At 35.7% G+C, this 26,717-nt stretch carries 28 protein-coding genes; 19 read left to right on the plus strand and 9 right to left on the minus strand.

Going from position 1 to position 26,717, the window contains the following annotated elements; all coding sequences use genetic code 11:
* The first annotated feature begins 3 nt into the window (after positions 1–3).
* Together IIF7_RS02135 and IIF7_RS02140 are read left to right on the plus strand one after the other, a co-directional pair.
* Positions 4–906 (plus strand): patatin-like phospholipase family protein, encoded by a 903-nt coding sequence (locus tag IIF7_RS02135; RefSeq protein ID WP_084840003.1) that lies wholly within the window; start codon positions 4–6, stop codon positions 904–906.
* Positions 906–1,826 carry a patatin-like phospholipase family protein gene (locus IIF7_RS02140; protein WP_084840004.1) on the plus strand — a complete coding sequence of 307 codons (921 nt, stop codon included), beginning with the start codon at positions 906–908 and terminating at the stop codon, positions 1,824–1,826. Before IIF7_RS02135 ends, IIF7_RS02140 begins: the two co-directional genes overlap by 1 nt.
* 529 nt (positions 1,827–2,355) lie before the next feature.
* Here the strand turns inward: IIF7_RS02140 and IIF7_RS02145 are convergent.
* Together IIF7_RS02145 and IIF7_RS02150 are read right to left on the minus strand one after the other, a co-directional pair.
* Positions 2,356–2,877 carry a DUF7935 family protein gene (locus IIF7_RS02145; protein WP_084840005.1) on the minus strand — a complete coding sequence of 174 codons (522 nt, stop codon included), beginning with the start codon at positions 2,875–2,877 and terminating at the stop codon, positions 2,356–2,358.
* Positions 2,878–3,034: 157 nt separating this feature from the next.
* Positions 3,035–4,321: an amidohydrolase gene (locus tag IIF7_RS02150; RefSeq protein ID WP_084840006.1), complete on the minus strand. Its 1,287-nt coding sequence runs from the start codon at positions 4,319–4,321 to the stop codon at positions 3,035–3,037.
* A 171-nt stretch (positions 4,322–4,492) separates the two neighbouring features.
* Between IIF7_RS02150 and IIF7_RS02155 the strand changes: the two genes are divergently transcribed.
* From IIF7_RS02155 to IIF7_RS02165, 3 genes are all read left to right on the plus strand, one after another.
* Positions 4,493–6,817: an ATP-dependent helicase gene (locus IIF7_RS02155; protein ID WP_084840007.1), complete on the plus strand. Its 2,325-nt coding sequence runs from the start codon at positions 4,493–4,495 to the stop codon at positions 6,815–6,817.
* Positions 6,818–6,935: 118 nt separating this feature from the next.
* Positions 6,936–7,148, plus strand: coding sequence for a hypervirulence associated TUDOR domain-containing protein (locus IIF7_RS02160; protein WP_084840067.1), 213 nt, complete (start codon positions 6,936–6,938; stop codon positions 7,146–7,148).
* Positions 7,149–7,150: 2 nt separating this feature from the next.
* Positions 7,151–7,771, plus strand: a complete 621-nt coding sequence (locus tag IIF7_RS02165) for an L-threonylcarbamoyladenylate synthase (protein WP_084840008.1) — start codon at positions 7,151–7,153, stop codon at positions 7,769–7,771.
* 127 nt (positions 7,772–7,898) lie between these two features.
* Here IIF7_RS02165 and IIF7_RS02170 read toward each other — a convergent pair whose 3' ends face one another.
* The 3 genes from IIF7_RS02170 to IIF7_RS02180 form a co-directional block, all read right to left on the minus strand.
* Positions 7,899–8,744, minus strand: a complete 846-nt coding sequence (locus tag IIF7_RS02170; RefSeq protein WP_084840009.1) for an OmpA/MotB family protein — start codon at positions 8,742–8,744, stop codon at positions 7,899–7,901.
* Between the two features lie 94 nt (positions 8,745–8,838).
* The gene (locus tag IIF7_RS02175) at positions 8,839–9,834 is read right to left on the minus strand and encodes a glycosyltransferase family 2 protein (RefSeq protein WP_084840010.1); all 996 of its coding nucleotides are present in this window, start codon (positions 9,832–9,834) and stop codon (positions 8,839–8,841) included.
* A complete protein-coding gene (locus IIF7_RS02180; RefSeq protein ID WP_084840068.1) occupies positions 9,835–10,284 on the minus strand; it encodes a type I restriction enzyme HsdR N-terminal domain-containing protein in 450 nt (149 codons plus the stop codon).
* Positions 10,285–10,367: 83 nt separating this feature from the next.
* On the opposite strand from IIF7_RS02180, the gene holA reads away from it, so the two are divergent.
* The 11 genes from holA (at position 10,368) to IIF7_RS02235 (ending at position 18,098) form a co-directional block, all read left to right on the plus strand.
* Positions 10,368–11,372, plus strand: a complete 1,005-nt coding sequence (holA, locus tag IIF7_RS02185) for a DNA polymerase III subunit delta (protein WP_084840011.1) — start codon at positions 10,368–10,370, stop codon at positions 11,370–11,372.
* A complete protein-coding gene (menA, locus tag IIF7_RS02190) occupies positions 11,373–12,275 on the plus strand; it encodes a 1,4-dihydroxy-2-naphthoate octaprenyltransferase (protein WP_084840012.1) in 903 nt (300 codons plus the stop codon).
* An 87-nt stretch (positions 12,276–12,362) separates the two neighbouring features.
* The gene (locus IIF7_RS02195; protein ID WP_084840013.1) at positions 12,363–13,043 is read left to right on the plus strand and encodes a metal-dependent hydrolase; all 681 of its coding nucleotides are present in this window, start codon (positions 12,363–12,365) and stop codon (positions 13,041–13,043) included.
* 58 nt (positions 13,044–13,101) lie between these two features.
* Entirely contained in the window at positions 13,102–13,455 is a 354-nt protein-coding gene (locus IIF7_RS02200; RefSeq protein ID WP_084840014.1) for a four helix bundle protein, read from the plus strand.
* Positions 13,456–13,545: 90 nt separating this feature from the next.
* The gene (locus tag IIF7_RS02205; protein ID WP_084840015.1) at positions 13,546–14,580 is read left to right on the plus strand and encodes an o-succinylbenzoate synthase; all 1,035 of its coding nucleotides are present in this window, start codon (positions 13,546–13,548) and stop codon (positions 14,578–14,580) included.
* 8 nt (positions 14,581–14,588) lie between these two features.
* Positions 14,589–15,575 (plus strand): CPBP family intramembrane glutamic endopeptidase, encoded by a 987-nt coding sequence (locus IIF7_RS02210; RefSeq protein WP_084840016.1) that lies wholly within the window; start codon positions 14,589–14,591, stop codon positions 15,573–15,575.
* A 78-nt stretch (positions 15,576–15,653) separates the two neighbouring features.
* Complete coding sequence (locus tag IIF7_RS02215; RefSeq protein ID WP_084840017.1) at positions 15,654–16,751, plus strand: AMP-binding protein; 1,098 nt, start codon at positions 15,654–15,656, stop codon at positions 16,749–16,751.
* Positions 16,752–16,775: 24 nt separating this feature from the next.
* Positions 16,776–17,138: a nuclear transport factor 2 family protein gene (locus IIF7_RS02220; RefSeq protein WP_084840018.1), complete on the plus strand. Its 363-nt coding sequence runs from the start codon at positions 16,776–16,778 to the stop codon at positions 17,136–17,138.
* A gap of 79 nt (positions 17,139–17,217) precedes the next feature.
* Entirely contained in the window at positions 17,218–17,613 is a 396-nt protein-coding gene (locus IIF7_RS02225) for a hypothetical protein (RefSeq protein WP_084840019.1), read from the plus strand.
* Positions 17,613–17,813 (plus strand): helix-turn-helix transcriptional regulator, encoded by a 201-nt coding sequence (locus tag IIF7_RS02230; RefSeq protein ID WP_084840020.1) that lies wholly within the window; start codon positions 17,613–17,615, stop codon positions 17,811–17,813. Before IIF7_RS02225 ends, IIF7_RS02230 begins: the two co-directional genes overlap by 1 nt.
* Positions 17,814–17,879: 66 nt before the next feature.
* The gene (locus IIF7_RS02235) at positions 17,880–18,098 is read left to right on the plus strand and encodes a PLD nuclease N-terminal domain-containing protein (protein WP_084840021.1); all 219 of its coding nucleotides are present in this window, start codon (positions 17,880–17,882) and stop codon (positions 18,096–18,098) included.
* 62 nt (positions 18,099–18,160) lie between these two features.
* Here the strand turns inward: IIF7_RS02235 and IIF7_RS02240 are convergent, their stop codons facing one another.
* Positions 18,161–19,795 (minus strand): M1 family metallopeptidase, encoded by a 1,635-nt coding sequence (locus IIF7_RS02240; RefSeq protein ID WP_084840022.1) that lies wholly within the window; start codon positions 19,793–19,795, stop codon positions 18,161–18,163.
* Between the two features lie 56 nt (positions 19,796–19,851).
* Positions 19,852–21,480 carry an acyl-CoA carboxylase subunit beta gene (locus IIF7_RS02245; protein WP_084840023.1) on the minus strand — a complete coding sequence of 543 codons (1,629 nt, stop codon included), beginning with the start codon at positions 21,478–21,480 and terminating at the stop codon, positions 19,852–19,854.
* 181 nt (positions 21,481–21,661) lie between these two features.
* Between IIF7_RS02245 and IIF7_RS02250 the strand changes: the two genes are divergently transcribed.
* From IIF7_RS02250 to ettA, 3 genes are all read left to right on the plus strand, one after another.
* A complete protein-coding gene (locus IIF7_RS02250; RefSeq protein ID WP_084840024.1) occupies positions 21,662–21,841 on the plus strand; it encodes a CAL67264 family membrane protein in 180 nt (59 codons plus the stop codon).
* A gap of 26 nt (positions 21,842–21,867) precedes the next feature.
* Entirely contained in the window at positions 21,868–22,326 is a 459-nt protein-coding gene (locus IIF7_RS02255) for a DinB family protein (protein WP_084840025.1), read from the plus strand.
* A gap of 108 nt (positions 22,327–22,434) precedes the next feature.
* Positions 22,435–24,126: an energy-dependent translational throttle protein EttA gene (ettA, locus tag IIF7_RS02260; protein WP_084840026.1), complete on the plus strand. Its 1,692-nt coding sequence runs from the start codon at positions 22,435–22,437 to the stop codon at positions 24,124–24,126.
* A gap of 70 nt (positions 24,127–24,196) precedes the next feature.
* Here ettA and IIF7_RS02265 read toward each other — a convergent pair whose 3' ends face one another.
* Both IIF7_RS02265 and IIF7_RS02270 read right to left on the minus strand, forming a co-directional pair.
* On the minus strand, positions 24,197–24,820 hold the full coding sequence (locus IIF7_RS02265) for a response regulator transcription factor (protein WP_084840027.1): 624 nt from the start codon (positions 24,818–24,820) through the stop codon (positions 24,197–24,199).
* A 1-nt stretch (position 24,821) separates the two neighbouring features.
* Positions 24,822–26,663, minus strand: a complete 1,842-nt coding sequence (locus IIF7_RS02270; RefSeq protein ID WP_084840028.1) for a sensor histidine kinase — start codon at positions 26,661–26,663, stop codon at positions 24,822–24,824.
* Between the last annotated feature and the right edge of the window lie 54 nt (positions 26,664–26,717).

Consider the following 26,717-nt stretch of genomic DNA (forward strand, 5'->3'; position numbering starts at 1 on the left):
TTAATGAAGGCATTAGTGATTTCTGGAGGTGGTAGTAAAGGCGCATTTGGCGGTGGCGTTGCCCAGTATTTGATCGAAGAGATGAAGCGAGATTACGATCTTTATGTAGGTACCTCTACCGGGAGTTTGCTAATTTCTCATTTGGCATTGCAAAAAGTAGAGAAGATTCGGCAGGTATATACATCGGTAAACGAATCGAGTATTTTTAATAATCGTCCTTTTTTGATTAAGCACAAGCATGGTTACGACCAGATAAGCATTAATCACTTCAGTGTAATTCGTAATTTTCTTCAGGGGAAAAAAACCTTTGGTGAAAGCAAGAATCTTAAAAAACTGATTTTAAATACCTTTTCTGAAGAAGAATTTCAGCAATTAAAAGCTTCAGAAAAAGATATTCTGGTAACGGTTTCTAATTTATCTCTAAATGAAGTGGAGTATAAATCGATCAAAGATTTCGATTATCAGGATTTTATAGACTGGATCTGGATTTCATGTAATTACACGCCATTTATGAGTCTGGTGCAAAAAGAAGGTTGCGAATATGCCGATGGTGGTTTTGGATCGATGGTACCAATTGAGGAAGCGGTAAAACGTGGCGCCACAGAAATTGATGCGATCATTTTAAAAACTGAGGTGAGCCATTTAAACCGAATGCCTTCTAAGAATGTTTTTGGCTTAATTACCAATCTTTTTAATTTTATAACAGATAGGGTTGAAAATCAAAATATTAGAATTGGGAAATTTGCGGCGGCAAATAAAGATGTAATTATCAATTTTTATTACACACCCACAGTTTTAACAACCAATTCCCTTATTTTTGAAGAAGAGAAGATGAAGCGGTGGTGGAAAAGCGGATTCAATTACGCTAAACTGAAGAGTGAAGAATTAAACCAAATCGAAGTTTAATGCGAGCATTGGTAATTTCGGGCGGCGGTAGTAAAGGAGCATTTGCAGGCGGAGTAGCCCAATATTTAATGGAAGCTGAGAAGAAGAAATACGATCTTTTTCTGGGAACTTCTACCGGAAGTTTATTGATTCCGCATCTGGCCGAAGGTAATATTTCTAAGGTTTACGATCTCTACACAAATGTGAACCAGCGTAAGATCTTTAGTTTAAATCCGTTTATCGTTAAGAAGAAAGAAGGCAGGGAGTATGTAACCATCAACTACTTTAATATGTTCTGGCAGTTTCTTAAAAAGAAACGCACTTTTGGTGAAAGCAAGAACCTTTTAAGACATATTCGGCGTAATTTTTCAGAAGAAAATTTTAGAAATCTTCGAAATAAAGTTGGTGACGTAGTAGTAACTGTTTCTAATTTATCTAAAAACCGGGTAGAATATAAATCGATCCACGAATGTTCTTACGATGATTTTTGCGAGTGGATCTGGATTTCCTGTAATTATATTCCGTTTATGAGCCTGGCCAATAAAAACGGATTTGAATATGCCGATGGTGGTTTAGGTTGCGTTGTGCCTATTCGAGAGGCTATAAAACGTGGCGCTACAGAGGTAGATGCTATTATTTTAGAGGCTGAAAACATGGAATATAACAAGGTGTTGGGTAAGAATCCATTTAGTTTGATGCTGAATTTATACAGTTTTGTTTTAGACCAGGTTGAATATCATGATGTAATCGAAGGAAAACTAGCCGCGCTGAATAAAAACGTAAAACTGAATATCTTCTACACGCCAACAAAACTGACCGAAAATTCACTTGTTTTCAATAAAAAATTAATGACCGATTGGTGGAAGCAGGGCTATGATTACGCCGCTAACAAAGTAAAAGAAGACAAAGAAGCTGCAAAAAAGGCCAAAGCTGAGGTTTAGTGGAAATTAGATTTTAGAAAAGAGAATGGAGACCGCTTCGCTGATAGAAAATGGATAATTTGATAATGCGAAAATGAGGTAATTTCGAAATGAGATTTCTCGACTCGTATCTCGCCTCCCTGCCGGGAAGGCAGGCTCGAAATGACAAGTGGTTTGAGGCTAACTGAAGGATAAAGCAACTAAAACAAACTTGCAATTAAACTTTTTAAGTAATCCCAGTTACTGAAAAGAATGTAAAAAACTAAAAAGCTCAATCCTAGAACTACAATATTTGTTTTTTCATTTGATTTTTGAGTTTCAGTAGTCTTTTTCATAATTCTGAACTATGGAATTTAAATCTAATTTCGGAATATCGATTCTTATATTGTTTCTTTCTACTTATTTGAAGTTCAATTATATAAAGTATAAAAGCTTTCAAAAATAAAAGATCAAATTTTAAGATTTAAAGATCAATATTCAAGCTGATTGCTAATTGCTGAAAGCTAGCGGCTAAAAAACTGTAAACTGTGCACCGTTAACTGTAAACTAGTTAAACAATCTCCTTAACCTCATTTTTAACGAACGTTAGTGCTGCCACGGTTGGTGCATCTTCATCCATTAAAACCGTGAGTACTTTTTCCTGAAGCATGGCTGCATTTTCAACAGTGTTATCTGCTGCGGTTTGTCTTATAAGTGATATTGTAGCATTTTTGGCTGTTTTTATATAATTCCAGCATTCATTTGAAACATATATCTGCTGCGCTAAATTATGCTCAAATTCTTGATCTATTGCCGCCACCAGTGTATTGGAATACTGAATTTTATCTGAACTATTAGGCTTTATTCTTACCAGTAAACTTCCTGGGGAAATACGTTCCAAAAATAAGGTCATGCGTTCGTAAGCCTGGAGTTTAAGAGGAAGTGCTGTTTTTTGATTTTCCTGATGTAGTAAAAATCGGCGTCTTCGATTCTCATTTTCAGAAAAGGTTTTAAAAAAGTAGAAAGCTACTGCGGCAACAATGATAGCCGGTAAAATATTATAAAGGATTTGCAATAAATCTAGATCGCTCATGCTGGTTTATTCTAAAAAAACGAAAGGTACTTTTTCTAAGTTAAACGTCAAAGTTAACGAAAAAGTACCTTTAAATTTATTTTAGAATTCTGCTTTTAAATGGCTAAAATGAGCTGTTGAATTAAATTCAGCATGACAAGAAATCCCTTAAAGTTATTTATTGCGGTGGATTAAGATAATCTAAAGCCAATTGGGTCATAGCCTTAACGCCTAGGATCAATCCGCTTTCGTCGATAAAGAAATCGGGCGTATGATGTGGTGCCGGTTCTTCGCTATCCAAAGGTTGTCCGCCTAAAAAGAAATATAAACCCGGTACTTCTTCCTGAAAATAAGAGAAATCTTCACCGCCAGTAGTTGCTTTAACCAATTCTACATGATCTTCTCCGGCCACTTTTTGAAGGCTTGGTAACATTTGGTTAGTTAATTCAACATCGTTATACGTAACCGCGGTATTATTTTGGATTTCAATAGTTGCTTCACCACCGTAGGCTTCAGCAAGTTTAGGAACCATATTTTTCATTCGGCTTAAGATCTTTTCGCGCATTTTAGGCTCTAATGTTCTTACTGTTCCTATCATTTCGGCACTTTCAGGAATAATATTAAAACGCACACCACTGGTAATTTTTCCAACGGTGATCACTGCCGCGGCATCGATCAATTTAGAATCCCGACTAATAATCGTTTGTAAACCATCGATAATTTTTGCTGAAATAAGAATAGGATCTGTGCCACTCCAAGGCTGCGAACCATGTGTTTGTTTTCCTTTTACATTGATCACAAAACGTTCTACCGCCGCCATTGTACCTTCAGGTTTGTAACGAATGGTGCCAACGGGAGTTTCAGAATTAATATGTAAACCAAAGATCGCATCTACATCGGGACTTTTTAAAACTCCTTCTTTGATCATTAATTTTGCGCCACCTTCTTCACCCGGTGGTGGACCTTCTTCAGCTGGTTGAAAAATGAATTTTATAGTACCATGAATCTTGTCTTTGTTTTGCGCTAAAACTTCAGCAGCACCCATCAATATTGCGGTATGCGTATCGTGACCGCAGGCATGCATCACTCCGGTTTGCGAGCCAAGAAATTCGGTAGTTACTTCAGATTTAAAAGGAAGATCATTTCTTTCGGTAACCGGTAAAGCATCAATATCTGCACGTAAAGCCACAACTTTACCTGGATGGTCGCCTTTCAGTAAAGCTACAACTCCGGTTTTTGCGACTTCGGTTTCGACTTCAAAACCTAAGTTCTTTAAATGCTTGGCAATTTTTTCAGCAGTTTCAAATTCGCGATTAGAAAGTTCAGGATGTTCATGGAAATCTCTTCGCCATTCGATCACTTTTTCTTCTACAGCAGCGATGTCTTCTTCAAGATCTGCATCCATTTGCTGTCCGTAGATAAAAGGGGAAAATAATAAGAGGGATAGATAGTAAATTTTCTTCATTGAAATTCGTTAAAAGGGGTTGTTGTTTTTAGTTAAAAAGTAGTTCTCTTAAAAATACTAAAAAATATATACAATTGCAGCTTAGTACATCGCTGTTTAAAAGTATTAACAGGCTGAGTTTAGAAATTGATTCATTTTGGTTAAATTCACGCTTTTAAAATTTGAAGGAAATTGGAAGCTTATTTAGCCGAATTAAATGATGCCCAAAGGGCACCAACATTGCAGATTGATGGTCCTATGATCGTAATTGCGGGAGCCGGTTCTGGTAAAACCCGTGTGCTTACGTATAGGATCGCATACATGATGAGTAAAGGGATTGATGCCTTTAATATTCTTGCGTTAACTTTTACCAACAAAGCGGCAAGAGAAATGCAGCATCGTATTTCGCAGATCGTAGGTAGAAGTGAAGCTAAAAACCTGTGGATGGGAACATTCCACTCGGTTTTTGCCAAGATTCTACGTTTTGAGGCCGATAAATTAGGCTACCCTTCTAATTTTACGATTTATGATACGCAGGATTCACAAAGTGTGATTAGGGCGATCATTAAGGATATGCAGCTGGATAAAGATGTTTATAAATATAAGCAGGTATATAGCCGAATTTCGTCTTACAAAAACAGTCTGATCACTGTAAAAGCCTATTTCAATAATCCTGAATTAATGGAGGCCGATGCGATGAGCAAAAAGCCAAGAATGGGAGAAATTTATAAGGAATATGTACAGCGTTGTTTTAAAGCTGGCGCAATGGATTTTGATGATCTATTGCTGAAAACCAATGAGCTTTTAAACCGTTTTCCTGAAGTGCTTCAGAAATATCAAAATCGTTTTCGATATATTTTGGTGGATGAGTACCAGGATACCAATCACTCGCAATATTTGATCGTAAAAGCATTGTCTGATAAATTTCAGAATATCTGTGTGGTTGGTGACGATGCGCAGAGTATTTACGCTTTCCGTGGTGCGAACATTAATAATATCCTGAATTTCCAGAAAGACTATGAAGGCGTAGAAATGTACCGCCTGGAACAAAATTATCGTTCTACCGGAAACATTGTAAATGCAGCCAACTCGATAATCGATAAAAACCAGACCAAATTAGATAAAGTAGTTTGGACGGCAAACGACGATGGGCCAAAGATCGTGGTAAACCGATTACTTACAGATGGTGAAGAAGGACGATTTGTAGCCAGTTCGATCTTTGAGAATAAGATGCAAAATCAAATGGCTAATGGAGATTTTGCTATTTTGTACCGAACCAATGCGCAGAGTAGGGCAATGGAGGATGCGCTTAGGAAGAAGGATATTCCATACCGAATTTATGGAGGTTTGTCTTTCTATCAGCGTAAAGAGATTAAAGATGTGCTGTCCTATTTGCGATTATTGATCAACCCAAAAGACGAAGAAGCTTTAAAGCGTGTGATCAATTATCCTGCACGTGGGATTGGAGCCACAACGATGGACAGGCTAAGTATCGCTGCCAATAAATATGGAAAATCGATCTTCGAAGTTTTAGAAAATCTGGATCATTTACCAGAACTTAAGATCACAAAAAGTACACGTACCAAGCTGGACAATTTTGTAAATATGATCAAACATTTTACAATCTTGGCTCAGAATGCCGATGCGTTTACTGTTGCAGATACGGTGACCAAAAAAACCGGACTCGTACAGGAGCTTAAAAAAGATGGTACTCCAGAAGGTATTGCAAGAATCGAGAATATTGAAGAGCTTTTAAACGGTATTAAGGATTTTGTTGAAGAGCAAAAAGAACTTGCCGATGCCAATGGATCTATAGCTGAATTTTTAGAAGATGTCGCGCTAGCTACAGATCTTGATAAAGATACCGAGGATGAAGATCGCGTTGCTTTAATGACGATTCACCTGGCGAAAGGATTGGAGTTTCCTTACGTGTATATTGTTGGAATGGAAGAAGATCTTTTTCCTTCAGCAATGAGTATGAATACCAGATCTGAGCTTGAAGAAGAACGCCGCTTATTTTATGTTGCAGTAACTCGAGCTGAAAAACAGGCTTTCTTAACTTATACGCAAAGCAGATATCGTTGGGGAAAACTGGTAGATGCAGAGCCTAGCCGATTTATAGAAGAAATAGACGATAAGTTTTTGGATTATATGATTCCGCAGGATGATTATAAATACAAACCGCTTATCAATACTGATATTTTTGGAGATGAAGTTGATAAATCTAAACTTCGACAAACAAAACCAAAAGCAGGAACGCCACCACCGGCTCATAAACCTACTGAAGAACAACTTAGAAAATTACGAAAACTGAGACCGGCAGCTTCAGAACCTGCAAAAGCCTCGAATGCAATTCAGCTTGAAGTTGGAAACGAAGTCGAGCACATGCGTTTTGGAAAAGGAAAAGTTTTAGGGATTGAAGGTGTAGGTCAGGATAAAAAGGCCGAAATTAATTTTGAAAATGGCGGAATTAAAAAGCTATTGCTAAGATTTGCGAAATTGAAGCTACTTTCTTAATGCACATTCTAAAATTCGAGGAAACCGTAAACCACTAGTAATTACAAGGTTTTGGAGTTAAACTTGTGTTATTCAGGGCCGCAAAATGCGGCTTTCTTTTTATCTTCAAAAGAAAAAGATGATTCAGAAAGGAAGTAACGTAAAATGGAATTGGGGAAATGGAACTGCTGAAGGTAAAGTAACCGAAACTTATACTGAAGAGGTTACTAAAACCATAGACGGTAGTAAGATTACCCGAAAAGGAGAACAGGGAAATAAAGCCTTGTTTATCGAACAGGAAGATGGTAGCAAAGTCCTGAAACTAGAGAAAGAAGTTGAAAAAGCTGATTAAAAATGGCAGAAATTATTCGTATTTATAACGAAAATCCGAATCCGCGTGAAATCACTAAAGTCGTAAAAACTTTGCGTAGCGGCGGGCTAGTAATTTATCCAACCGATACGGTTTATGGTTTAGGTTGTGATATTACCAATAACTCGGCTTTAGAAAAGATCGCCCAGATTAAAGGGGTGAAATTGGAAAAAGCGAACTTCAGTTTTATTTGTCATGATTTGAGTAATCTTTCAGATTATGTGAAGCAAATAGATACTGCGACATTCAAAATTCTGAAGAGATGTTTACCCGGTCCTTATACCTTTATTTTGCCGGGAAATAATAATTTACCAACAGTATTTAAGAAAAAGAAAACCGTTGGGATAAGAGTGCCAGATAACAATATTTGTCGAGCAATCGTAGAAGAACTGGGAAACCCAATCGTTTCGACTTCTATTAGAGATGAAGATGAGGTGATAGAATATACTACAGATCCAGAGTTAATTCAGGAAAAATGGGATAACCTGGTAGATATTGTAATTGATGGGGGATATGGAGATAATACTCCTAGTACGGTGATCGATCTAACTTCAGAAGAACCTGAAGTGCTAAGAGAAGGAAAAGGAAGTTTAGAAATTATGTAAAACTGTAGCGTTTTAAAAATTAAAAATCCTCGGTTATCCGGGGATTTTTTATGTTCTAAAATGAGGAATGTATAAAAAAAGCCTCGCAATTGCGAGGCTTTTCGGATATATAAGATATCTTATTTTCTTAGTTTGAAGCTTTAGAAGCTTGCTCCATACCTTCTTCGATCATTCCGTAGAATTGATCTAGTTTAGGAAGAACTACGATTCTTGTTCTTCTGTTTCTAGCACGACCATCAGCAGTTTCGTTAGAAGCAACTGGCATGTAGTAAGATCTACCTGCAGCTGTCATACGCTTAGGATCTACATCAAATTCGTCTTGTAAAATTCTAACTACAGAAGTAGCTCTCTTTACAGAAAGATCCCAGTTATCCTGGAACATAGAAGTAGAGATAGATTTGTCATCTGTATGACCTTCTACCATAAACTCGATGTCTGGCTTGTTTTTAATTACAGTAGCAACTTTTCCTAAAACTTCTTTAGCTTTATTAGTTACGTTGTAACGACCACTGTCAAATAATAATTTATCTGAAATAGAAACGTAAACAACACCTTTTTCAACATTGATTTCGATGTCTTCGTCGTTCATGTTTCCAATAGCTCCTTTTAAACTTGTAACTAAAGCTAAAGTAACAGAGTCTTTTTTGTTGATTGCATCTCTCATGCTCTTAATAGCAAGATCTTTTTCTTTGATGCTCTCTAATGAACGCTCTAAGTTCTCAGCTTCTTTCTTAGAAAGAGTAGCAAGATCACCAACGTTGTTTAATAACGCAGCGTTTGTATTGTTAAGAACTTTAATTCTTTCAGTCATTTCGTCTTTATCCTCTAGACAAGCATTTAATTTTACAGTGGCGGTATTAAGCTGGTCTTGAGTTTCTTTTTGTTTTGCTTCTAGTTCAGCATATTTCTTATTAGAAACACATGAAGAAAGCAGGATAGCCGCAGAGGCTGATAAAAGCATGATTTTTTTCATAACTTAATTGTAATTATTGTTAATGTTAGATTTTCCAAAAGTATCAAAAAAATATAAAGCTTAAAAGTAGTATTAACAATACTTTAGGCAGGCTTTATAATAATTTTTTATATGTCGTTTTTTTCAATGCAAAATATTCAAAAACGATAGATTTTATGTCAAAGTATTCAATTTTAGATGTTTTTTCAATTCTTTTTTTATTCATTTTTGAAAAATTGGCGTAAAAACTGCTATGCGCTTTTAACACCGCCAAAAAATGACCAAAATTACCCTGAAATAGGAATTTTAGCCCCGCAATGCCATCTAAAACCATTCTTTGCAACACAATTTTACGCATTTTTTCTTTAGGAAGGTTCTTTACGAGCATAAAAAGGCTATTTCTGAAATTAAAATAGGTCTTTTTAGGGTTCATTTTGTCTAAAGTTGCCCCTCCAACGTGATAAACGCAAGATTTTGCGGTGTATTTTATATGATAGCCAAGATTTTTTATTCTCCAACATAGATCAATTTCTTCCTGATGGGCGAAAAAATCTTCGTCGAAACCGCCAAGTTCCTTAAAAACAGAGTTTTTAATCGCTAAACAAGCGCCTGTGGCCCAAAATATCTCAATTTCGTCATTATACTGGCCTCTATCTTCTTCAATAGTTTCAAAAATCCTGCCGCGGCAGTAAGGAAAGCCAAATTTATCAATAAATCCGCCTGCTGCACCGGCATATTCAAAATAAGATTTGTTCTTAAAATCCAAAATTTTTGGTTGTACCGCAGCGGTTTTAGAATCTTTGCTAAAAACCTCGAATATCGGCTTTAGCCAGTCTTTGGTAACTTCAATATCGCTATTTAAAAGAATTAAGATTTCTTCGGAAAGATGCTTCAGTGCATCATTGTAGCCTTTAGCATAACCACCGTTTTCTTTATTCTGAATGATCTTAATTTCAGGATAATTATTCCGCAGAAAATCTATCGAATCGTCACTTGAAGCATTATCGGCAACATAAATATTAGCTTCCTTAGAAAATTGAGTTACCGAAGGTAGAAATTGCTCTAGCAACGCCTTCCCATTCCAATTTAAAATAACAACTGCTACTGTCATTTATGCCAATTTATAAGCGGGGATTTCTGGTAAAAATTCGTATTCACCAGCTTCGTAATTCATTTTACAGTAATAATGGGATAATCCATTGGTGACCATTAAAAAATCTGCATCTAAGGTCATGTTGTACTGCGCGATTTGATCGAATACGTTTTGGGTGATTTTAATATGTGGCGCTTTACATTCTACAATTAAATGAATGCTGCCATCGCTATTATAAACCACTATGTCGTATCGCTTTGTTAATTTGCCTAGTTTCAGTTGTTTTTCAACATTAATAAGGCTTTTGGGAAATTCTTTTTCCTGAATTAAGAATTGTGTGCAATGTTGTCGCACCCATTCTTCAGGAGTAAGAATGATAAATTTTTTCCGGAGTTCGTCGAAAACAGCTATTTTATTTTGACTATTTTTGAACCTGAAATTATATTTTGGAAAATTAAGGTCGATCATAGACCTCAAAAATACTAAAGAATACAACAACCAAAAGCCTTTAAGGATAAAACTAATTTCAGCCTAAAAGATTCTTTTTCTGCATGGACGACGCAAAGCAAATTGTGACCGATATTAAAAATGGAAAAATTGCTCCTATCTATCTTTTGATGGGGGAAGAACCTTATTTTGTTGACAAGGTGGCCGATTATATCGAGGATCATTTACTGCACGAAGACGAAAAAGGCTTTAACCAGATCATTATGTATGGTCGCGATACCAATGTAGATGAGATCGTTGGAAATGCCAAGCGTTATCCTATGATGGCAGAGCGGCAGGTGGTGATCGTAAAAGAAGCTCAGGATCTTGCCAGAACTATCGATAAACTGAGTGATTATGCTGAAAACCCGCAACCAACAACGGTTTTGGTGCTTTGCTATAAGCATAAAACGCTGGATAAGCGTAAAAAGGTTTATAAAACGATAAAGAAAAGCGGCGTTATTCTAGACAGCAAAAAGCTGTATGAGAATCAGGTTTCAGATTGGATTGTTCGGAATTTAAAATCGAGAGGGCTGGGAATTTCTCCAAAAGCTTCGCAAATGCTGGTAGAATTTTTAGGCACAGATTTAGGGAAGATCGATAATGAGTTACAGAAACTTCAATTGGTTTGTGAAAAAGGCACTGAAGTTACGCCAGAGCTTATCGAACAAAATATAGGAATTAGTAAAGATTTCAACAATTTTGAGTTACGTAAAGCCGTAGGTTTAAAAGACGAGGTAAAAGCACATCGCATTATCAATTATTTTTCGCAAAATCCAAAGGACAATCCGCTTGTAGTAACGATATCGCTTTTATTCTCTTATTTCTCGCAGTTGCTACAATATCATGGTTTACCCGATAAATCGAAAATGAATGTAGCAAAACAGCTAAAAGTAAATCCATATTTTGTGAACGATTACACCGTAGCTGCCAGAAATTATCCTATGAAAAAAGTGAGTTACGCGATTAATGTTTTGCAGGAAGCCGATGTAAAAAGTAAAGGAGTTGGAGCGGTAAATTTATCTTCTGGAGATCTTTTAAAGGAAGTTTTGGTTAAAATAATGCGTTAAATGAAAAAAATTAATTCCTGGGTAAATGCTGCCCGATTACGAACTTTACCTTTATCAATTTCAGGAATTTTAGTGGGCAGTACCATTGCAGCTCAGCAAGGATATTTCAGTTTGGGGATTTTCTCTTTGGCACTTGCTACAACTTTAGGGCTTCAGGTGTTATCTAATTTTGCAAACGATTATGGAGACGGCGTAAAAGGAACCGATAACGACGAACGTATTGGGCCGCAACGTGCCATTCAAAGTGGATTGATAACGCATTCAGAAATGAAAAGTGGGATTATCCTAACTTCAATAATTACTTTTATCCTGGCGATTTGTCTTATCTATGCTTCTTTTGGAAGTGAGAATTTTTTATATAGCCTTGTTTTTATTGGCTTAGGTGTAGCATCTATAATTGCAGCTATAAAATATACAGTGGGAAATTCGGCTTATGGTTATCGCGGATTAGGAGATATTTTTGTTTTTATTTTCTTCGGAATAGTAGCCGTTTTTGGATCTTTCTTTCTTTATGTAAATGATTTAGATTGGGCGGTGTTAATGCCGGCAGCAGCTATAGGATTTTTAAGTGCAGGAGTGCTTAATCTTAATAATATGCGCGACAGAGTGCCTGATGAAAAATCTGGAAAAATAACATTAGCCGTAAAATTAGGGGAGAAAGGAGCCAAAGCTTATCATTACTTTTTAATTATTGGAGCAATCTTACTTATGGCGGTTTACTCGGCTTTGGTTTTTGAAGCTTGGGATGATATTGTGTTTTATATTGCTTTTATTCCGCTTGTGCTTCACTTAAAACGAGTAATGCAAAATGAGTCTCCGGCTTTACTGGATCCAGAGTTAAAAGTGTTGGCCTTATCTACTTTTGCACTATCACTTTTGTTTGGTTTAGGTCAGGTTTTTTAAACCGAAGTTTAACAAAATTATAGAATTCTAAATTCTTATTCTGCTGGCATCAATTAGTATTTTAGGTGCAACTCAAATAAAATTGTTATGGAACTTACATTTTACGGTCAAAACTGTCTTGGCCTTACAATCGGAGATATTAATATTTTGGTAGATCCTTTTATTTCAGGAAACGAACAAGCAAAAGATAAAGTCAATTTAAAAGATATTAAAGCAGATTATATTTTAGTGACACACGCGCATCAGGATCATGTCTTAGATGTAGAAACTGTGGCTAAAAATACAGATGCGGTGATCGTTAGTAATGCTGAAATTGCTTCTTACTACGAAAATAAAGGATTTACGGTACATCCAATGAATCACGGTGGAAGTTGGCAATTTGAATTCGGGAAAGTGAAATATGTACAGGCATGGCATAGTAGTACATTTCCAGATGGTGCTTCTGGTGGAGTGCCAGGAGGTTTTGTAATTCAATCCGGAGAAAAGAATTTATATATCGCTGGAGATACTGCTTTAAGTATGGATATGAAATTAATTCCGCTATTTACAAAACTTGATCTGGCGGTATTACCAATTGGTGATAATTTTACCATGGGGCCAGATGAAGCTGTAATTGCAAGTGATTTTATAGAATGTGACCGAATTTTAGGTTGTCATTACGATACTTTTGGTTATATCGAAATCGATCATGCTGAAGCTAAAAAGAAATTCGCCGATAAAGGAAAAGAATTATTATTACTCGATATAGGAGAGAAATTAAGTGTTTAATTTTAAAGAATATTGGAATATTAGATTATTAGTAGATTAGAATGTTAGATTTTTAGATATGCATAAATTTAAAGACTTACGGGTATGGCAGCAAAGCCGGTTGTTTTGTAAGTCTGTTTATTTAGCTACTAAAAACTTTCCTGAGGATGAGCGTTATGGGTTAATCTCGCAAATGAGAAGAGCAGTAATATCAATTCCTTCGAATATTGCTGAAGGTGCCTCAAGAAAATCTAATAGAGATTTTTCCAGATTTTTAGAGATTGCATTAGGTTCATGTTATGAGTTAGAAACTCAATTAATCATTGCAAACGATCTTAGTTTTTTAGATTTGAAGAAATTTGAAGAACTTTCGAGTAAATTGGATGAGATTATAAAAATGACTTCAAAACTTAGAACCACATTAAACTCTTAATCAGAAATTAAAATTCATTCAAAATTCTAACATTTATGGCCTTTTAGTTTACCAATAATCTAAAATACAAACAGACTAAATACTAAGCAGTTGCAAGCAACTTATAAACAACATATTTTAAATTTTAAACGCCCCAGCGGAACTTCGCGGGGCGTTCTTACTGTTAAGGAGACCTGGTTTATCAAAATCGAAGATGGTGATAATTTTGGTTACGGTGAATGCGGAATCTTACGTGGTTTAAGCATAGACGATCGTGCAGATTATGAAGAAAAGCTGAAATGGGCTTGTGAAAATATTCAATTGGGTAAAGATGCACTTTGGGAGCAATTAATGGAATTTCCAAGTATTCAGTTTGGAATCGAAATGGCTTTTAAATCTCTTGAGAATGAAAATGAATTCGAATTATTTCCTTCAGCATTCACAAAAGGAGAGGAGGCTATTGCGATAAACGGACTCATTTGGATGGGAGAGAAGGATTTTATGAAATCTCAGATTGAAGATAAATTAAAGTCGGGTTTCAACTGTATAAAAATGAAGATCGGAGCCATCGATTTTGATACTGAAATAGAATTACTGAAGTATATCCGGTCGCAATATTCCGCAGAAGAAATTGAACTCCGCGTTGATGCTAACGGTGCTTTCGATCCAAAGAATGCATTAGAAAAACTGAAGCATTTAAGTGAATTACAACTTCACAGTATCGAACAACCCATAAAGCAGGGAAATTGGGAAGAAATGGCAAGACTTTGCGCTGAAACTCCACTTCCCATTGCTTTAGACGAAGAGTTGATAGGTGTCTTTGATGTAACAAAGAAGAAAAAATTACTACAAACCATACAACCTCAATATTTGATATTTAAACCAAGTCTTATTGGTGGATTCAAAGGAACTCAGCAATGGATTGACGTTGCTGAAACGAATAATATTGGCTGGTGGAATACAAGTGCTTTAGAGAGCAATATTGGTTTAAATGCTATATCTCAATTCACCTACGAGAAAAAAGTAAAAATGCCGCAGGGATTGGGAACAGGAAGTTTGTACACCAATAATATGGAGAGTCCGTTAGAGGTTAAAAACGGACAAATTAGTTACAATCCTGGTCTAAACTGGGATTTTAAATTTTAAATAAACAAATGTATATAGAGCAGGCTTTTAAAAGCAAGAATAATGCGTGGCGATATGTTTTAGGAACAGTTGTTACGATCGTAGCAATGTTTGCAGGGCAAATTCCGTTAGCTGTTGCCGTTATTTTTAAACTTGGTGTAACGGCAGATTTTGGTACAATGGATGAAGCCACTATGATGAGTGCTTTAGATAGTAATCTCACCTTTTTCTTCCTTTTATTAAGTTTTGCCATTGGTTTAGGAGCACTTCTTTTCTTGGTTAAAAATTTACATAGACAGACGTTTACAGAATTAACCACGAGCCGAAAAAAGATCGATTGGGGGCGTTTTTGGTTCTCTTTTGGTTTGATCGTGATTTTAAATGTTACCTTAATTCTTGTTGATTATTTTTTTATAAGTCCACAGGATTATACCATCAATTTTAATCTGGTGCCATTTTTAATATTAGCAGGGATTTCTATTGTGATGGTTCCTTTACAAACCAGTTTTGAAGAGTATTTGTTTAGAGGATATTTGATGCAGGGAATTGGCATAAAAACCGGTTATCGTTGGATTCCTTTGGTAATAACTTCAGTTGTTTTTGGAGGCTTGCATTACTGGAATCCTGAAGTTACCCAAATGGGAGACATGGTTATGGTGACTTATATTGGCACTGGTTTTATGTTAGGGATTATGACGCTTATGGACGAAGGTTTAGAATTACCATTAGGTTTTCATGCAGCAAACAATATGGTTGCTGCCTTATTGGTAACAGCAGATTGGACGGCTTTTAATACAGAATCTATTTTTCGTGATGTTTCCAGCCCTGTTGCCGGTTGGGATGTATGGATAAGTGTTTTAGTGATTTATCCATTAATATTGTTAGTTTATGCCAAGAAATATAATTGGAGAAACTGGGGGGATCGGCTTTTTGGAAAAGTAGAAAAACCTGAAGTTATTGAAACTTATGGAGTAGCTGATATTGAAGATTTATCAGAAATTAGGGAAGATTACTAAAAATTAGCTATTTTTAAATTTATAATAGCAATTTGATAACTTAGATTAGTCAGATTTAAAACATATTTGGAGAGCAATATGGCAGACTACTATAAGGTTCCGGAGACGCATCCTCATTTTAAACTGAATAAGCAACACTTCAGTAACGCTGAGCTGCGACAGCATGCATTTCAATTTATAAAAGAAGGGGAAGCATTTGAGGAAGAAGTAGGCGATTTTATACTGGAATGGTTAAAGCCACAGGATTTTGTTAAAGTAAAAACTTCAGGATCTACAGGGAAACCAAAAACTATTCGGCTTAAGAAAGAATACATGGTCAATTCGGCCTTAGCCACCGCAAAATATTTTGATCTTCCAGAAAATACCACTGCATTATTATGTTTACCGGCCACCTATATCGCTGGTAAAATGATGATTATTCGTGCCATCGTCTGCGGTTGGCAGCTGGATCTTGTTCCGCCATCTTCCACACCTTTAGACCAGGTTTTTAAGATTTATGACTTTTGCGCCATGACGCCTTTTCAACTAGATAATTCGGTTGCACGATTACATTTGGTCAAAAAACTAATCGTTGGTGGAGGAGCTATGTCACTTAGATTGCAGAAAATGGTAAAAGAGGTGAATACCAAAGTTTATGAAACTTATGGAATGACAGAGACGATCACTCATATTGCTGCAAGACGAATTAATCCTACCAAGAAAAAGAAACAATCCAGGCCTTTTAAGGTGCTTCCAAATATTAATATTAGCAAAGACGATCGTGGTTGCTTAGTGATTAAAGCACCAAATCTTTCAGATGAGATGATCGTTACCAACGATGTTGTTGATATTCTAACCTATAAAAAGTTTCGTTGGAAAGGCCGTATCGATAATGTGATTAATAGCGGCGGTGTAAAATTACATCCTGAAGAAATTGAAAAAAAACTGGGTAAAATTATCGATTCTCGCTTTTTTATAACCTCGATTCCAGATGATGCTTTGGGAGATAAACTGGTGCTGTTTATTGAAGCCCCTTTTTCTGAAGAAGGTTTAGCTGAAATGAAAGAAAGGATATCCACTCTAAAATCTTTGGAAAAATTTGAGCACCCAAAAAAGATCTATTTTGTTGAAAAATTCGAGGAAACTTCCAGCGGAAAAATTCATAGGGATAATACACTAAAAAGCAGGGTAAATTAACCCTCAGAAAATCAATTTTCAAAAATGACGAATAAGGAAATTGCCGTACTCTTTTTGAAAACGGTAGGAATGGGTGCTGTGGATAAAGGATTTTCTGCTTTTGTAAGTTCAGATTTTATACATCATAATCAATACTTTAAAGGTGATCGACAATCTTTGATCGATGCTATGAAGCAGGATCATCAAAACAATCCCAATCAGGCAATTACTCCGCAGCAGGTTTTTGCAGATAAAGATAAGATAGTGGTACATTCTTTAGTTGAGAAAGTAGATATGCAAATTGCCGTTGTACACATTTTTAGATTTTCTGAAGACAAAATTGTAGAGCTTTGGGATTTAGGACAGGTCATCGAAGAGAATTCCCCAAATCAACATGGTCTATTTTGAGTAGTTATTTAACAAGTTCAAAATTTGATTATTCTAAAATGTAAAGTATTTTTGTCATTTAGACTTAAATTCTTTACAAATGGAAAGTTCAGATATCAAATTACTTCCGCATAAATTTAAAATAGTAGGATATGTTTTATTAACGATTTCAATACTATTTTTTGGAATTGCGGTTACAGAAATTATTTCCGTAGAAAAAAAGATTACAAAGAATATATTTTTTGATCTGATCCTAATTGCTTTTTTAATATTGGCGCTTTCAAAAGAAAAAATAGAAGATGAACGAAGTATGAAATTAAGATTGGTTGCTTTTGCTGCTACTTTTTTATACGGAGTCCTATTTGCTGTTGTGAGTCCGTTTGTAAGTATTTTATTTCACGGAAGTTTTGAAACCGATATCAATGCCAGTCAGTTACTTTTTACCATGTTTTTATGGTATTTTGGTGTTTTCTACTTTATGAAAAAGTTCAATTAATGAAGAATTCTATTAAAGTTGAACGCGCCAAAAAGGATATGACTCAGGAGGATTTAGCGAAATTGCTCGGTGTTTCCCGGCAAACGGTAAATTCTATGGAAAAAAATAGATACGCTCCTTCTACAATTTTGGCTTTAAAGCTTTCCGCGATTTTTAAATGTTCGGTTAATGAAATTTTTCAGCTGGAAGAAACAGATTAGCAATTTTTCGTCAAAATGACTTTTTTTAGATGAAAAGCGTTAGATTTATAAAAAAATCAATCAACCATGCTACATCAAATATTTGCCATTGGTGCCCCGCAAATCATTCTCATCTTAATTACTTGTTTATTTGCGCTATTATTCCCTTTGTTGGCGATAATCGATATTGTAAGAAACGATTTTAAAGGAAACGATAAGATCGTTTGGTTACTTGTTGTGATCTTTTTCAGTTTTTTTGGGACTTTACTATATTTTATAATGGGTAGGAAACAGCGACTAACATAAAACCTAAAAAATAAAGCCTGAAATTCGATAATTTCAGGCTTTATTTTTTGAGCTTTAAAGTTTTATGATTCAAACTTTATATTTACATAAAACTCTAAATCGTTAAGTTTTATAGCATCTTCACTAGAAACTTTTTTGTCTAGTTTTTTCCACTCCATTGTTGGTTTTAAACGGGTTTCTTTTCCGTCGATAAAAACATCTACCGGCATATTAAAACCTTCTACATCTGCTCGCCAGCGAAAGGCGAAAGTTTTTCCTTCTTTTTTAAATTGTAACTCCGGAATTCTGGTATGTCTTAAGTACTGATCAAAAACCGGTTTTAAATCTGTTTTGATTGGTTTATCGAAGAAGTCTTCAACCGTTTTTGTGTCGATGATCTTGTGTTTATAAGTCGCGGTGTAATCTCTAAAAGTATCCCACCAAAGTTCGTCATCGTCATAAATGCTTCTGATGGTGTTCAATAAATTAGATCCTTTAAAATACATATCGCCAGAACCTTCAGCATTAACTCCGTAATCTCCAATAATCGTTGCTCTATTTTGGATATTTGCACGTTGTCCCTTAATATATTTTAATGCCGCTTCTTTTCCCCAACCACATTCGGTATAAATAGCTTCAGTATAAGTGGTGAAACCTTCGTGAATCCACATGTCAGCAATATCTTTGGCGGTGATGCTGTTCCCATACCATTCGTGTCCAGATTCGTGAATAATGATATAATCCCATTTTAAACCAACACCGGTTCCAGAAAGATCATTTCCTAAATAGCCTTTCATGTATTTATTTCCGTAGGCAACAGCACTTTGGTGCTCCATACCTAAATACGGAGTTTCCACCAATTTATATCCATCTTCTACAAAAGGATAAGGTCCCATTTTCTCGTAAAAACAAGTCATCATATCCTGAACTTCTTCAAAGTGTTTTTTTGCTTTTTCAAGATTGTAAGGAAGTACGTAATAATCTAAAGTTAGATCTTGAAATTTATCTGAAAAATGCTCGTAGTTAGCGATGTTGATCATAACATCGTAATTATTAATTGGGTTTACGGTTTCCCAACTCCACTCGGTATAACCATTTCCAAGATCTTTTTTACCAATCATTCTACCGTTAGAAACATTCATTAATCCGTTTGGTACTGCAATATCTAACTGAACACTTTCTGGCTCATCACTTTGGTGATCTTTATTAGGATACCAAAGGCTGGCGCCAGTTCCCTGTACGGCAACACCAACCCAGGGATTTCCCTGCTCGTCTTGCGTCCAAACAAAACCACCATCCCATGGCGCGTTTTTGGCAACTGTTGGATGACCCGAGTAGAAAAATTCTAAAGAATCTGTGGTGTTTTTAGCCAAAGCTTCTTCAAATTCAATAAAAACAGCATTGTATTTACGGTTATATTGAAGGTTTTTTCCGTGGAAAACGATCGAATCGATATCCATGTTTTCGAATAAATCGATTTGTATTACCGGTAATTCCTCTTCGGTTTTAAAAGTGATAATATTGCTGCCGCCAATAAATTTTTCTGAAGGATCTACTTTCAGTTTTAAATGATATTTTAGTGCATCGTAAGCACGTTCAGCTCTTAGTGAGCCACGAAGCGTATCAGCTTCAGTATATTTTTCTTTGTTGCTAAGCACTTGTGAGGACGCTGCAAAAGCAAGCATTGAAAATAAAAATGTAGAAAGAACTTTTTTCATTCCTGATGATTAAATTAAACAATGTGGTTTGTGAAAAACTAAATTTAAAATTCAGATTAAGTTTGAATTACACCTAAATTAAAATCTTTTACAATTGGGGCGTGATTCGCAGCTTCGATTCCGGTTGAGATCCATTTGCGGGTATCCATAGGGTTGATAACCGCATCTGTCCATAATCTTGCTGCCGCATAATATGCTGAGGTTTGCTCGTCGTATCTTGATTTAATTTCTTCAAAAACTTTTTTCTCTTTTTCAGCATCTACTTTCTCTCCTTTTTTCTCTAAAGAAGCGGTTTCGATTTGTGCTAAAACTTTTGCTGCCTGTGTACCACCCATTACGGCAAGCTCGGCACTTGGCCAGGCAACGATCAATCTTGGATCGTAAGCTTTACCGCACATCGCATAATTACCGGCACCGTAAGAATTACCTATAATAACAGTGAATTTTGGCACTACGGAATTACTTACTGCATTTACCATTTTTGCACCATCTTTAATAATACCGCCATGTTCACTTTTGCTGCCCACCATAAATCCGGTTACATCCTGAAGAAACACTAAAGGTATTTTCTTCTGGTTACAATTAGCAATAAAACGAGTGGCCTTATCGGCAGAATCTGAGTAGATCACTCCGCCAAACTGCATTTCACCTTTTTTTGTTTTTACGATCTTACGCTGATTGGCAACAATTCCCACGGCCCAACCATCGATTCTTGCATAGCCGGTGATAATTGTTTCGCCGTAGCCTTTTTTGTATTCTTCAAATTCAGAATCATCAATTAAACGCTCAATAATTTGAGTCATATCGTATTGATCTGATCGCTTTTTAGGTAGAATTCCGAAGATCTCGTTAGGATCTAACTTCGGTTTTACAGCTTTTTTTCGGCTAAAACCAGCGGTATCAAAATCACCAATTTTATCCATAATATTCTGGATCTTGGTAAGCGCATCTTTATCGTCTTTGGCTTTATAATCTGTTACGCCACTAATTTCTGTATGCGTGGTTGCACCGCCAAGGGTTTCATTATCGATGGTTTCGCCAATTGCTGCTTTTACCAGGTAGCTTCCGGCAAGAAAAATACTTCCGGTTTTTTCAACAATAATAGCTTCATCACTCATTATTGGTAAATACGCTCCACCGGCAACGCAACTTCCCATAACGGCTGCAATTTGGGTAATTCCCATACTGCTCATTACTGCATTATTTCTAAAGATCCTTCCAAAGTGTTCTTTATCTGGGAATATTTCATCCTGCATTGGTAAGTAAACACCGGCACTATCTACCAAATAAATAATAGGTAATTTATTCTCGATAGCGATTTCCTGTGCACGTAGGTTTTTCTTGCCCGTAATAGGAAACCAGGCACCGGCTTTTACGGTAGCATCATTGGCGACAACGATACATTGTTTACCAGAAACCTTCCCGATTTTTACTACAACGCCGCCACTAGGGCATCCACCGTGTTCTTTATACATACCATCGCCGGCAAAAGCACCAATTTCGATAGCGGCTTCAGGGTTATCCAGTAAAAAATCTATCCGCTCTCTGGCGGTCATTTTTCCTTTGGCGTGATGTTTTTCGATACGTTTCTCGCCACCACCAAGATATACTCTCTTTAAATGATGGTTTAAATCTGAAACTAATAATTTATTATGATCTTCATTTTTATTGAAGTTAATATCCATATAAACAGTTTTTTGGAAGCAATTTTATGGTGAGTAAAAATGAATTTTAACCTTGATTTGCTTAATTCTTTTCAAAAATAATTTAAAAATTTTCACAATATTGGCTAAAATACAAAATACAAGCTATTTCATTTTTAAAATACTAATCAAAATATGCGATATTTGTAAGAAATAATTTTTTATGGGATTAAACAAGAACACCATTTTCGCCTGGGCTTCATTTATTATATTTTTAGTGGCCACAGCGATCGTACTTCTAGGTGTCTTAAAATATAAAGATCACGCGATAGGTTTTTCTGTAGTGGGAATTGGTTTTTTTGCTATTTCCTGGGTTTTTAATGCACTGAAAGGCCGAATTTGATTTTATAAATAAAAGAAGAGAGATTTATGGAGAGAGCACAATTGGTAAAACATCTTACGGGTGGTGAAGCTTTTATGCCTATAGATAAGGTTTTAGAGGAAGTGTCTTTTGATAAGATTGGAGAAAGATTATATGATTTGCCGTATTCTTTTTATGAGGTATTTTATCATATCACCTATACTCAAAAAGATATTCTGGATTATATAATCTTAGATGAATACAAAACGCCAAAATGGCCAGAAGCTTATTGGGATCGAAAACAGGCTCCGGAAAGTAAAAATGAATGGGAGCAGTTAAAGTCTAAATTCTTTAAAGAGCGACAGCAGCTGGCAGATTACATTCTGGATGAACAGAACAATCTGGATACGTCGGTCAAAAATAGTGAAGATCATACTTTGCTTAGAGAGTTGTTGCTTGTCATAGAGCATAATGCGCATCATACCGGGCAACTTATTCTATTACTTCGACTTTTAGGCGATCACTAATATTTTGTATTTCTTTATTTGTATTTTTGTTCGGTTTTAAAGTCATATTGGATGATTTTAAACTGAATTTTTAATAGTATTAATTCAACCAAAAAATTTTACGATTACATGGCAGATGATAAAAAAGTGATATTCTCGATGAGTGGGGTTACTAAAACCTACAAATCTGCGAATACACCGGTTTTAAAAAATATATACTTAAGTTTTTTCTACGGAGCAAAAATTGGGATTCTTGGTCTTAATGGTTCCGGTAAATCTACCTTATTAAAGATTATTGCTGGGCGTGACACGAATTACCAGGGAGATGTTGTATTTTCTTCAGGATATAGTGTTGGTTATTTAGAGCAGGAACCTGAGTTAGATGAAGAAAAAACTGTTCTTGAAGTTGTTAAAGAAGGTGTTGCTGAAACTGTAGCAGTTTTAGATGAGTACAACAAGATTAACGATATGTTCGGGTTGCCTGAAGTTTATGAAGATGCAGATAAGATGCAGAAGCTTATGGATAAGCAGGCAGAACTTCAGGATAAGATCGATGCAAGCAATGCGTGGGAGTTAGATACCAAGCTGGAAATTGCAATGGATGCTTTAAGAACTCCAGATGCAGATAAGAAAATTTCAGTATTATCTGGAGGAGAAAGAAGACGTGTAGCTTTATGTCGTTTATTATTAAAAGAACCAGATGTACTTCTTTTAGATGAGCCAACCAACCACCTTGATGCCGAATCTGTACATTGGTTAGAGCATCACTTAGCACAATATAAAGGAACGGTGATCGCGGTAACTCACGACCGTTATTTCTTAGATAATGTTGCCGGTTGGATCTTAGAATTAGATAGAGGAGAAGGAATCCCATGGAAAGGAAATTATTCTTCGTGGTTAGATCAAAAATCAAAACGTTTAGCGCAAGAGCAAAAGCAGGCAAGTAAACGCCAAAAAACACTTGAGCGAGAATTAGAATGGGCTAAAATGAATCCAAAAGGTCGCCAGTCTAAGCAAAAAGCTCGTCTTAAGAATTATGACAAGCTTCTTAGCCAGGATCAAAAACAAATGGATGAAAAGCTTGAAATTTACATCCCTAATGGTCCAAGATTAGGTACTAACGTAATCGATGCGAACGGTGTAAGTAAGGCTTTTGGAGATAAATTATTATACGAAGATCTTAATTTTAGTCTTCCGCAGGCAGGAATTGTTGGAATTATTGGTCCAAACGGTGCCGGTAAGACTACGATCTTTAAAATGATAATGGGCGAAGAGCAACCAGATAAAGGGACTTTTGATGTTGGTGAAACTGCAAAGATTGCTTATGTAGATCAAAGCCACGCTGATATTGATCCTGAAAAAACCATCTGGCAAAACTTTAGTGATGAGCAGGAGCTTATCATGATGGGCGGCAGACAGGTAAATTCACGTGCGTATTTGAGTAGATTCAACTTTAGCGGAAGCGAGCAGAACAAAAAAGTAAATATGCTTTCTGGTGGTGAACGAAACAGACTTCATTTAGCAATGACGCTTAAAGAAGAAGGAAACGTATTGTTACTGGATGAGCCTACGAACGACCTTGATGTAAACACGCTTCGAGCTTTAGAAGAAGGTCTAGATAACTTTGCAGGATGTGCTGTAGTGATCTCTCACGACCGTTGGTTCCTGGATAGAGTTTGTACTCATATTCTTGCTTTTGAAGGAGATTCACAAGTATATTTCTTTGAAGGTAGTTTCTCTGATTACGAAGAGAACAAGAAGAAACGTCTTGGTGGCGATGTAATGCCAAAACGAATCAAGTATAAAAAACTGACTCGATAATCTTACAATATCGGCTCCCGTTCGGGAGCCTTTTTTTTGCGTATACTTTTTGCTGAATCAAAATTAAAAATCAGGTTGGGAGATTTTTCATTGCGAAATGTAGCAATCCGCTTGAATTTTTAAGATTCAATTTTCTAATCATGTTCTTACGATGTGTTTCGATGGTAAACTGGCTGCGGTGAAGAATTTCTGAAATTTCCTTGGTGCTTTTGCCATCTTTAATAAGCTGAAGAATTTCTATTTCACGATTGGTTAATTTAAAATCGCTGGTCCAAACTTTTACATTGCTCACCGCTTTCGCTTTTTCTTCATAAAAAACGGTTTTCCCGCTAGTAGCTTTTCGTATAGCTTCAATAAGTTCGCTGGTATGAATAAATTTTGGAAGGTAACCAGAAACGCCTATTTCTTTCAGTTTTTCAAGAATGTTCTCTTCAAAAAGCATAGAAAGACAAATGATCTTCAATGAGCCAAAATAAGGTTTCATTCGTTCAGCAATACTAATTCCAGAATTTCCGGGGAGATTAATATCCAGTAACAATACATCGGCTTTATGAATTTCGTCACTTTTAAGCATGGTTTCTCCATCTCTAAAAGTAGCGATAACCTGAATGTCTTCTATTGGGTCGAGGATTTGCATTAATCCTTCTGTAAATAAAGAATGATCATCTACTAATACGGTTTTGATTACTTTCATTTTAAATAGGTATTTCTATAATGCTAATCATGCCTTTTTCTGTATTCTCTATATGAAATATTCCCTGATGATAAGACACTCGGGATTTTATATTTTTTATGCCCATACCTTTAGTATCTTCTTTTTTTAAGCCCACGCCATTATCTTCTACCTGAAGGCTACAGGTATTTTCATCACAATTTAGCGTAATATCAACAATCGTAGCTTTAGAGTGTTTTATGATATTAGAGATAAGCTCCTGGAAGATTCGATAAATGTTAACTGCTTTTATGGTTTCTATTGTGTTATCGTTGCCTAGCAGGGTAAGATTAACCTCTATTGGTGTATTTTTAAAAAGTTCTAAATCCTGCTGAATAGTTTTATACAAGCCAATATTTTCTATCTCTTTAGGTGATATTTGATAAATTAAGCTGCGAAATTGATCTTTTGCAAGATTGAATGTTCCCGAGATTTGTTTTTCATTCTTGTTGGGAGCTTCCAGCAAAAGGCGTAAGGCATTCATTGTATTTCCTAAGCCGTCATGTAGGTTTCTGGCAATAATCTGTCGTTCATTTTCCTGTACTTCAATAAGTTCTTCGCTTAGCTTTTCACTTTTTAATTTGGCAGCGCTAAGATTTTTGTTCATTTCGCTAAGCTCTTTTCTATAATTCAGTAAAAAAGCAATAGTTAAACTTAAAATTTCAAAAGCAACACTGTTTATAATGTTTCCTGGCGGCATATAAATTGTTGCGCCTCCTATCTGAAAAGTGTTGGTGATATAGAAAACCAGCGAAAGGATAAGTAAAAAGTTACAGCAGATATAGTAAACGGCCTGTTTGTTCTTCTTGTAAACTGAGTATAAAAGGTTAACCACAAGTACCATTAAGTTGATTAAAAAGAGCAGGAATAATAAAAGCCGATATTGGTCTAAAAACGAAGTGTTTTTTGGAATTATGAGTTTTAAAATTATAAACAGAATAAGAATAAATAATATGAAATTATTGATGAGACTTAATACCGAATTCCATTTTGGGAAATGTTCTTTATGAGCGGTGAAATATTGAAAAACCTTGGTATGAAAATAAGAGGCTAATAACACAAAAAACATCTTTGGGAAACGTGTCCAGAAACTGTGAATAAAATCTGGAACCAAATGCACATCATACATATATTCTATAGCATTAAAGGCAATCATGCTTAAAATATAGCCAAACATAAAGCCGTAAAGCTTTCTTCTAATAAGTATAAAAAGAAATAAATTGAATAGTGCTGTAAAGATGAAATAGCCAAAATACCTGCCTAACAAGAAAGAATTATTAGCTTCGTAAATAAGAATATCCTCGACAGTTGTAAAATCTGTAGGAAAATAAAGATTAGAATGTCCTTGTAATTCTGTTTTTAAAATTAAAGTTTTAGTCTCAAATGCCTGCATTTCAACCTTAAAAGAAAGACATCTTATTGGAGTTGGCCTTTCTTCGATTTTTTGAGCAACAGAGGTTTCTCCAATTTCTATGAGTTTATTGTTTTTTAGCTCGTATAAAGTGAATAATATACCGTCGTTGTAAAAACTCCAATAATAATCCTGTGCTGAAGCCTGGTCGTTTTTTACCGTTAAAGAGAAATAATTTTTGCAGCGGGTAAAACCAAGATTTACCATTCGGCTTGGTTGCATATCTTCAAACTCACCATTGTTGTAATACTGAATGATTTCTTCGGAAGTTTTTTCCTCACAATCCTGAAATCGCTTAAAAAAATCTACTATATGATGTGTGTACACCCCTTTTACAAAAAGAGTGTCGTCTTCTGAAGCATTTGCTGGAAATGCCAGAAAAAAGCAAAGAATAAGAAGGTACTTATTTAGCACATTAATTTTCAGTGGTTTGGAGAGAAAATAAAATTAGCTAAATAGATTGAAGGA

The organism is Zunongwangia atlantica 22II14-10F7 (assembly GCF_002094855.1).
Classification (GTDB): Bacteria; Bacteroidota; Bacteroidia; order Flavobacteriales; family Flavobacteriaceae; genus Zunongwangia; species Zunongwangia atlantica.

Bases quoted from the DNA above. Each gene is read 5' to 3' on its own strand.
- IIF7_RS02135 (WP_084840003.1), top strand. From the start codon at position 4: ATGAAGGCATTAGTGATTTCTGGAGGTGGTAGTAAAGGCGCATTTGGC.
- IIF7_RS02140 (WP_084840004.1), top strand. From the start codon at position 906: ATGCGAGCATTGGTAATTTCGGGCGGCGGTAGTAAAGGAGCATTTGCA.
- IIF7_RS02145 (WP_084840005.1), bottom strand. From the start codon at position 2,877: ATGAGCGATCTAGATTTATTGCAAATCCTTTATAATATTTTACCGGCT.
- IIF7_RS02150 (WP_084840006.1), bottom strand. From the start codon at position 4,321: ATGAAGAAAATTTACTATCTATCCCTCTTATTATTTTCCCCTTTTATC.
- IIF7_RS02160 (WP_084840067.1), top strand. From the start codon at position 6,936: ATGATTCAGAAAGGAAGTAACGTAAAATGGAATTGGGGAAATGGAACT.
- IIF7_RS02165 (WP_084840008.1), top strand. From the start codon at position 7,151: ATGGCAGAAATTATTCGTATTTATAACGAAAATCCGAATCCGCGTGAA.
- IIF7_RS02170 (WP_084840009.1), bottom strand. From the start codon at position 8,744: ATGAAAAAAATCATGCTTTTATCAGCCTCTGCGGCTATCCTGCTTTCT.
- IIF7_RS02175 (WP_084840010.1), bottom strand. From the start codon at position 9,834: ATGACAGTAGCAGTTGTTATTTTAAATTGGAATGGGAAGGCGTTGCTA.
- IIF7_RS02180 (WP_084840068.1), bottom strand. From the start codon at position 10,284: ATGATCGACCTTAATTTTCCAAAATATAATTTCAGGTTCAAAAATAGT.
- holA (WP_084840011.1), top strand. From the start codon at position 10,368: ATGGACGACGCAAAGCAAATTGTGACCGATATTAAAAATGGAAAAATT.
- menA (WP_084840012.1), top strand. From the start codon at position 11,373: ATGAAAAAAATTAATTCCTGGGTAAATGCTGCCCGATTACGAACTTTA.
- IIF7_RS02195 (WP_084840013.1), top strand. From the start codon at position 12,363: ATGGAACTTACATTTTACGGTCAAAACTGTCTTGGCCTTACAATCGGA.
- IIF7_RS02200 (WP_084840014.1), top strand. From the start codon at position 13,102: ATGCATAAATTTAAAGACTTACGGGTATGGCAGCAAAGCCGGTTGTTT.
- IIF7_RS02210 (WP_084840016.1), top strand. From the start codon at position 14,589: ATGTATATAGAGCAGGCTTTTAAAAGCAAGAATAATGCGTGGCGATAT.
- IIF7_RS02215 (WP_084840017.1), top strand. From the start codon at position 15,654: ATGGCAGACTACTATAAGGTTCCGGAGACGCATCCTCATTTTAAACTG.
- IIF7_RS02220 (WP_084840018.1), top strand. From the start codon at position 16,776: ATGACGAATAAGGAAATTGCCGTACTCTTTTTGAAAACGGTAGGAATG.
- IIF7_RS02225 (WP_084840019.1), top strand. From the start codon at position 17,218: ATGGAAAGTTCAGATATCAAATTACTTCCGCATAAATTTAAAATAGTA.
- IIF7_RS02230 (WP_084840020.1), top strand. From the start codon at position 17,613: ATGAAGAATTCTATTAAAGTTGAACGCGCCAAAAAGGATATGACTCAG.
- IIF7_RS02235 (WP_084840021.1), top strand. From the start codon at position 17,880: ATGCTACATCAAATATTTGCCATTGGTGCCCCGCAAATCATTCTCATC.
- IIF7_RS02240 (WP_084840022.1), bottom strand. From the start codon at position 19,795: ATGAAAAAAGTTCTTTCTACATTTTTATTTTCAATGCTTGCTTTTGCA.
- IIF7_RS02245 (WP_084840023.1), bottom strand. From the start codon at position 21,480: ATGGATATTAACTTCAATAAAAATGAAGATCATAATAAATTATTAGTT.
- IIF7_RS02250 (WP_084840024.1), top strand. From the start codon at position 21,662: ATGGGATTAAACAAGAACACCATTTTCGCCTGGGCTTCATTTATTATA.
- IIF7_RS02255 (WP_084840025.1), top strand. From the start codon at position 21,868: ATGGAGAGAGCACAATTGGTAAAACATCTTACGGGTGGTGAAGCTTTT.
- ettA (WP_084840026.1), top strand. From the start codon at position 22,435: ATGGCAGATGATAAAAAAGTGATATTCTCGATGAGTGGGGTTACTAAA.
- IIF7_RS02265 (WP_084840027.1), bottom strand. From the start codon at position 24,820: ATGAAAGTAATCAAAACCGTATTAGTAGATGATCATTCTTTATTTACA.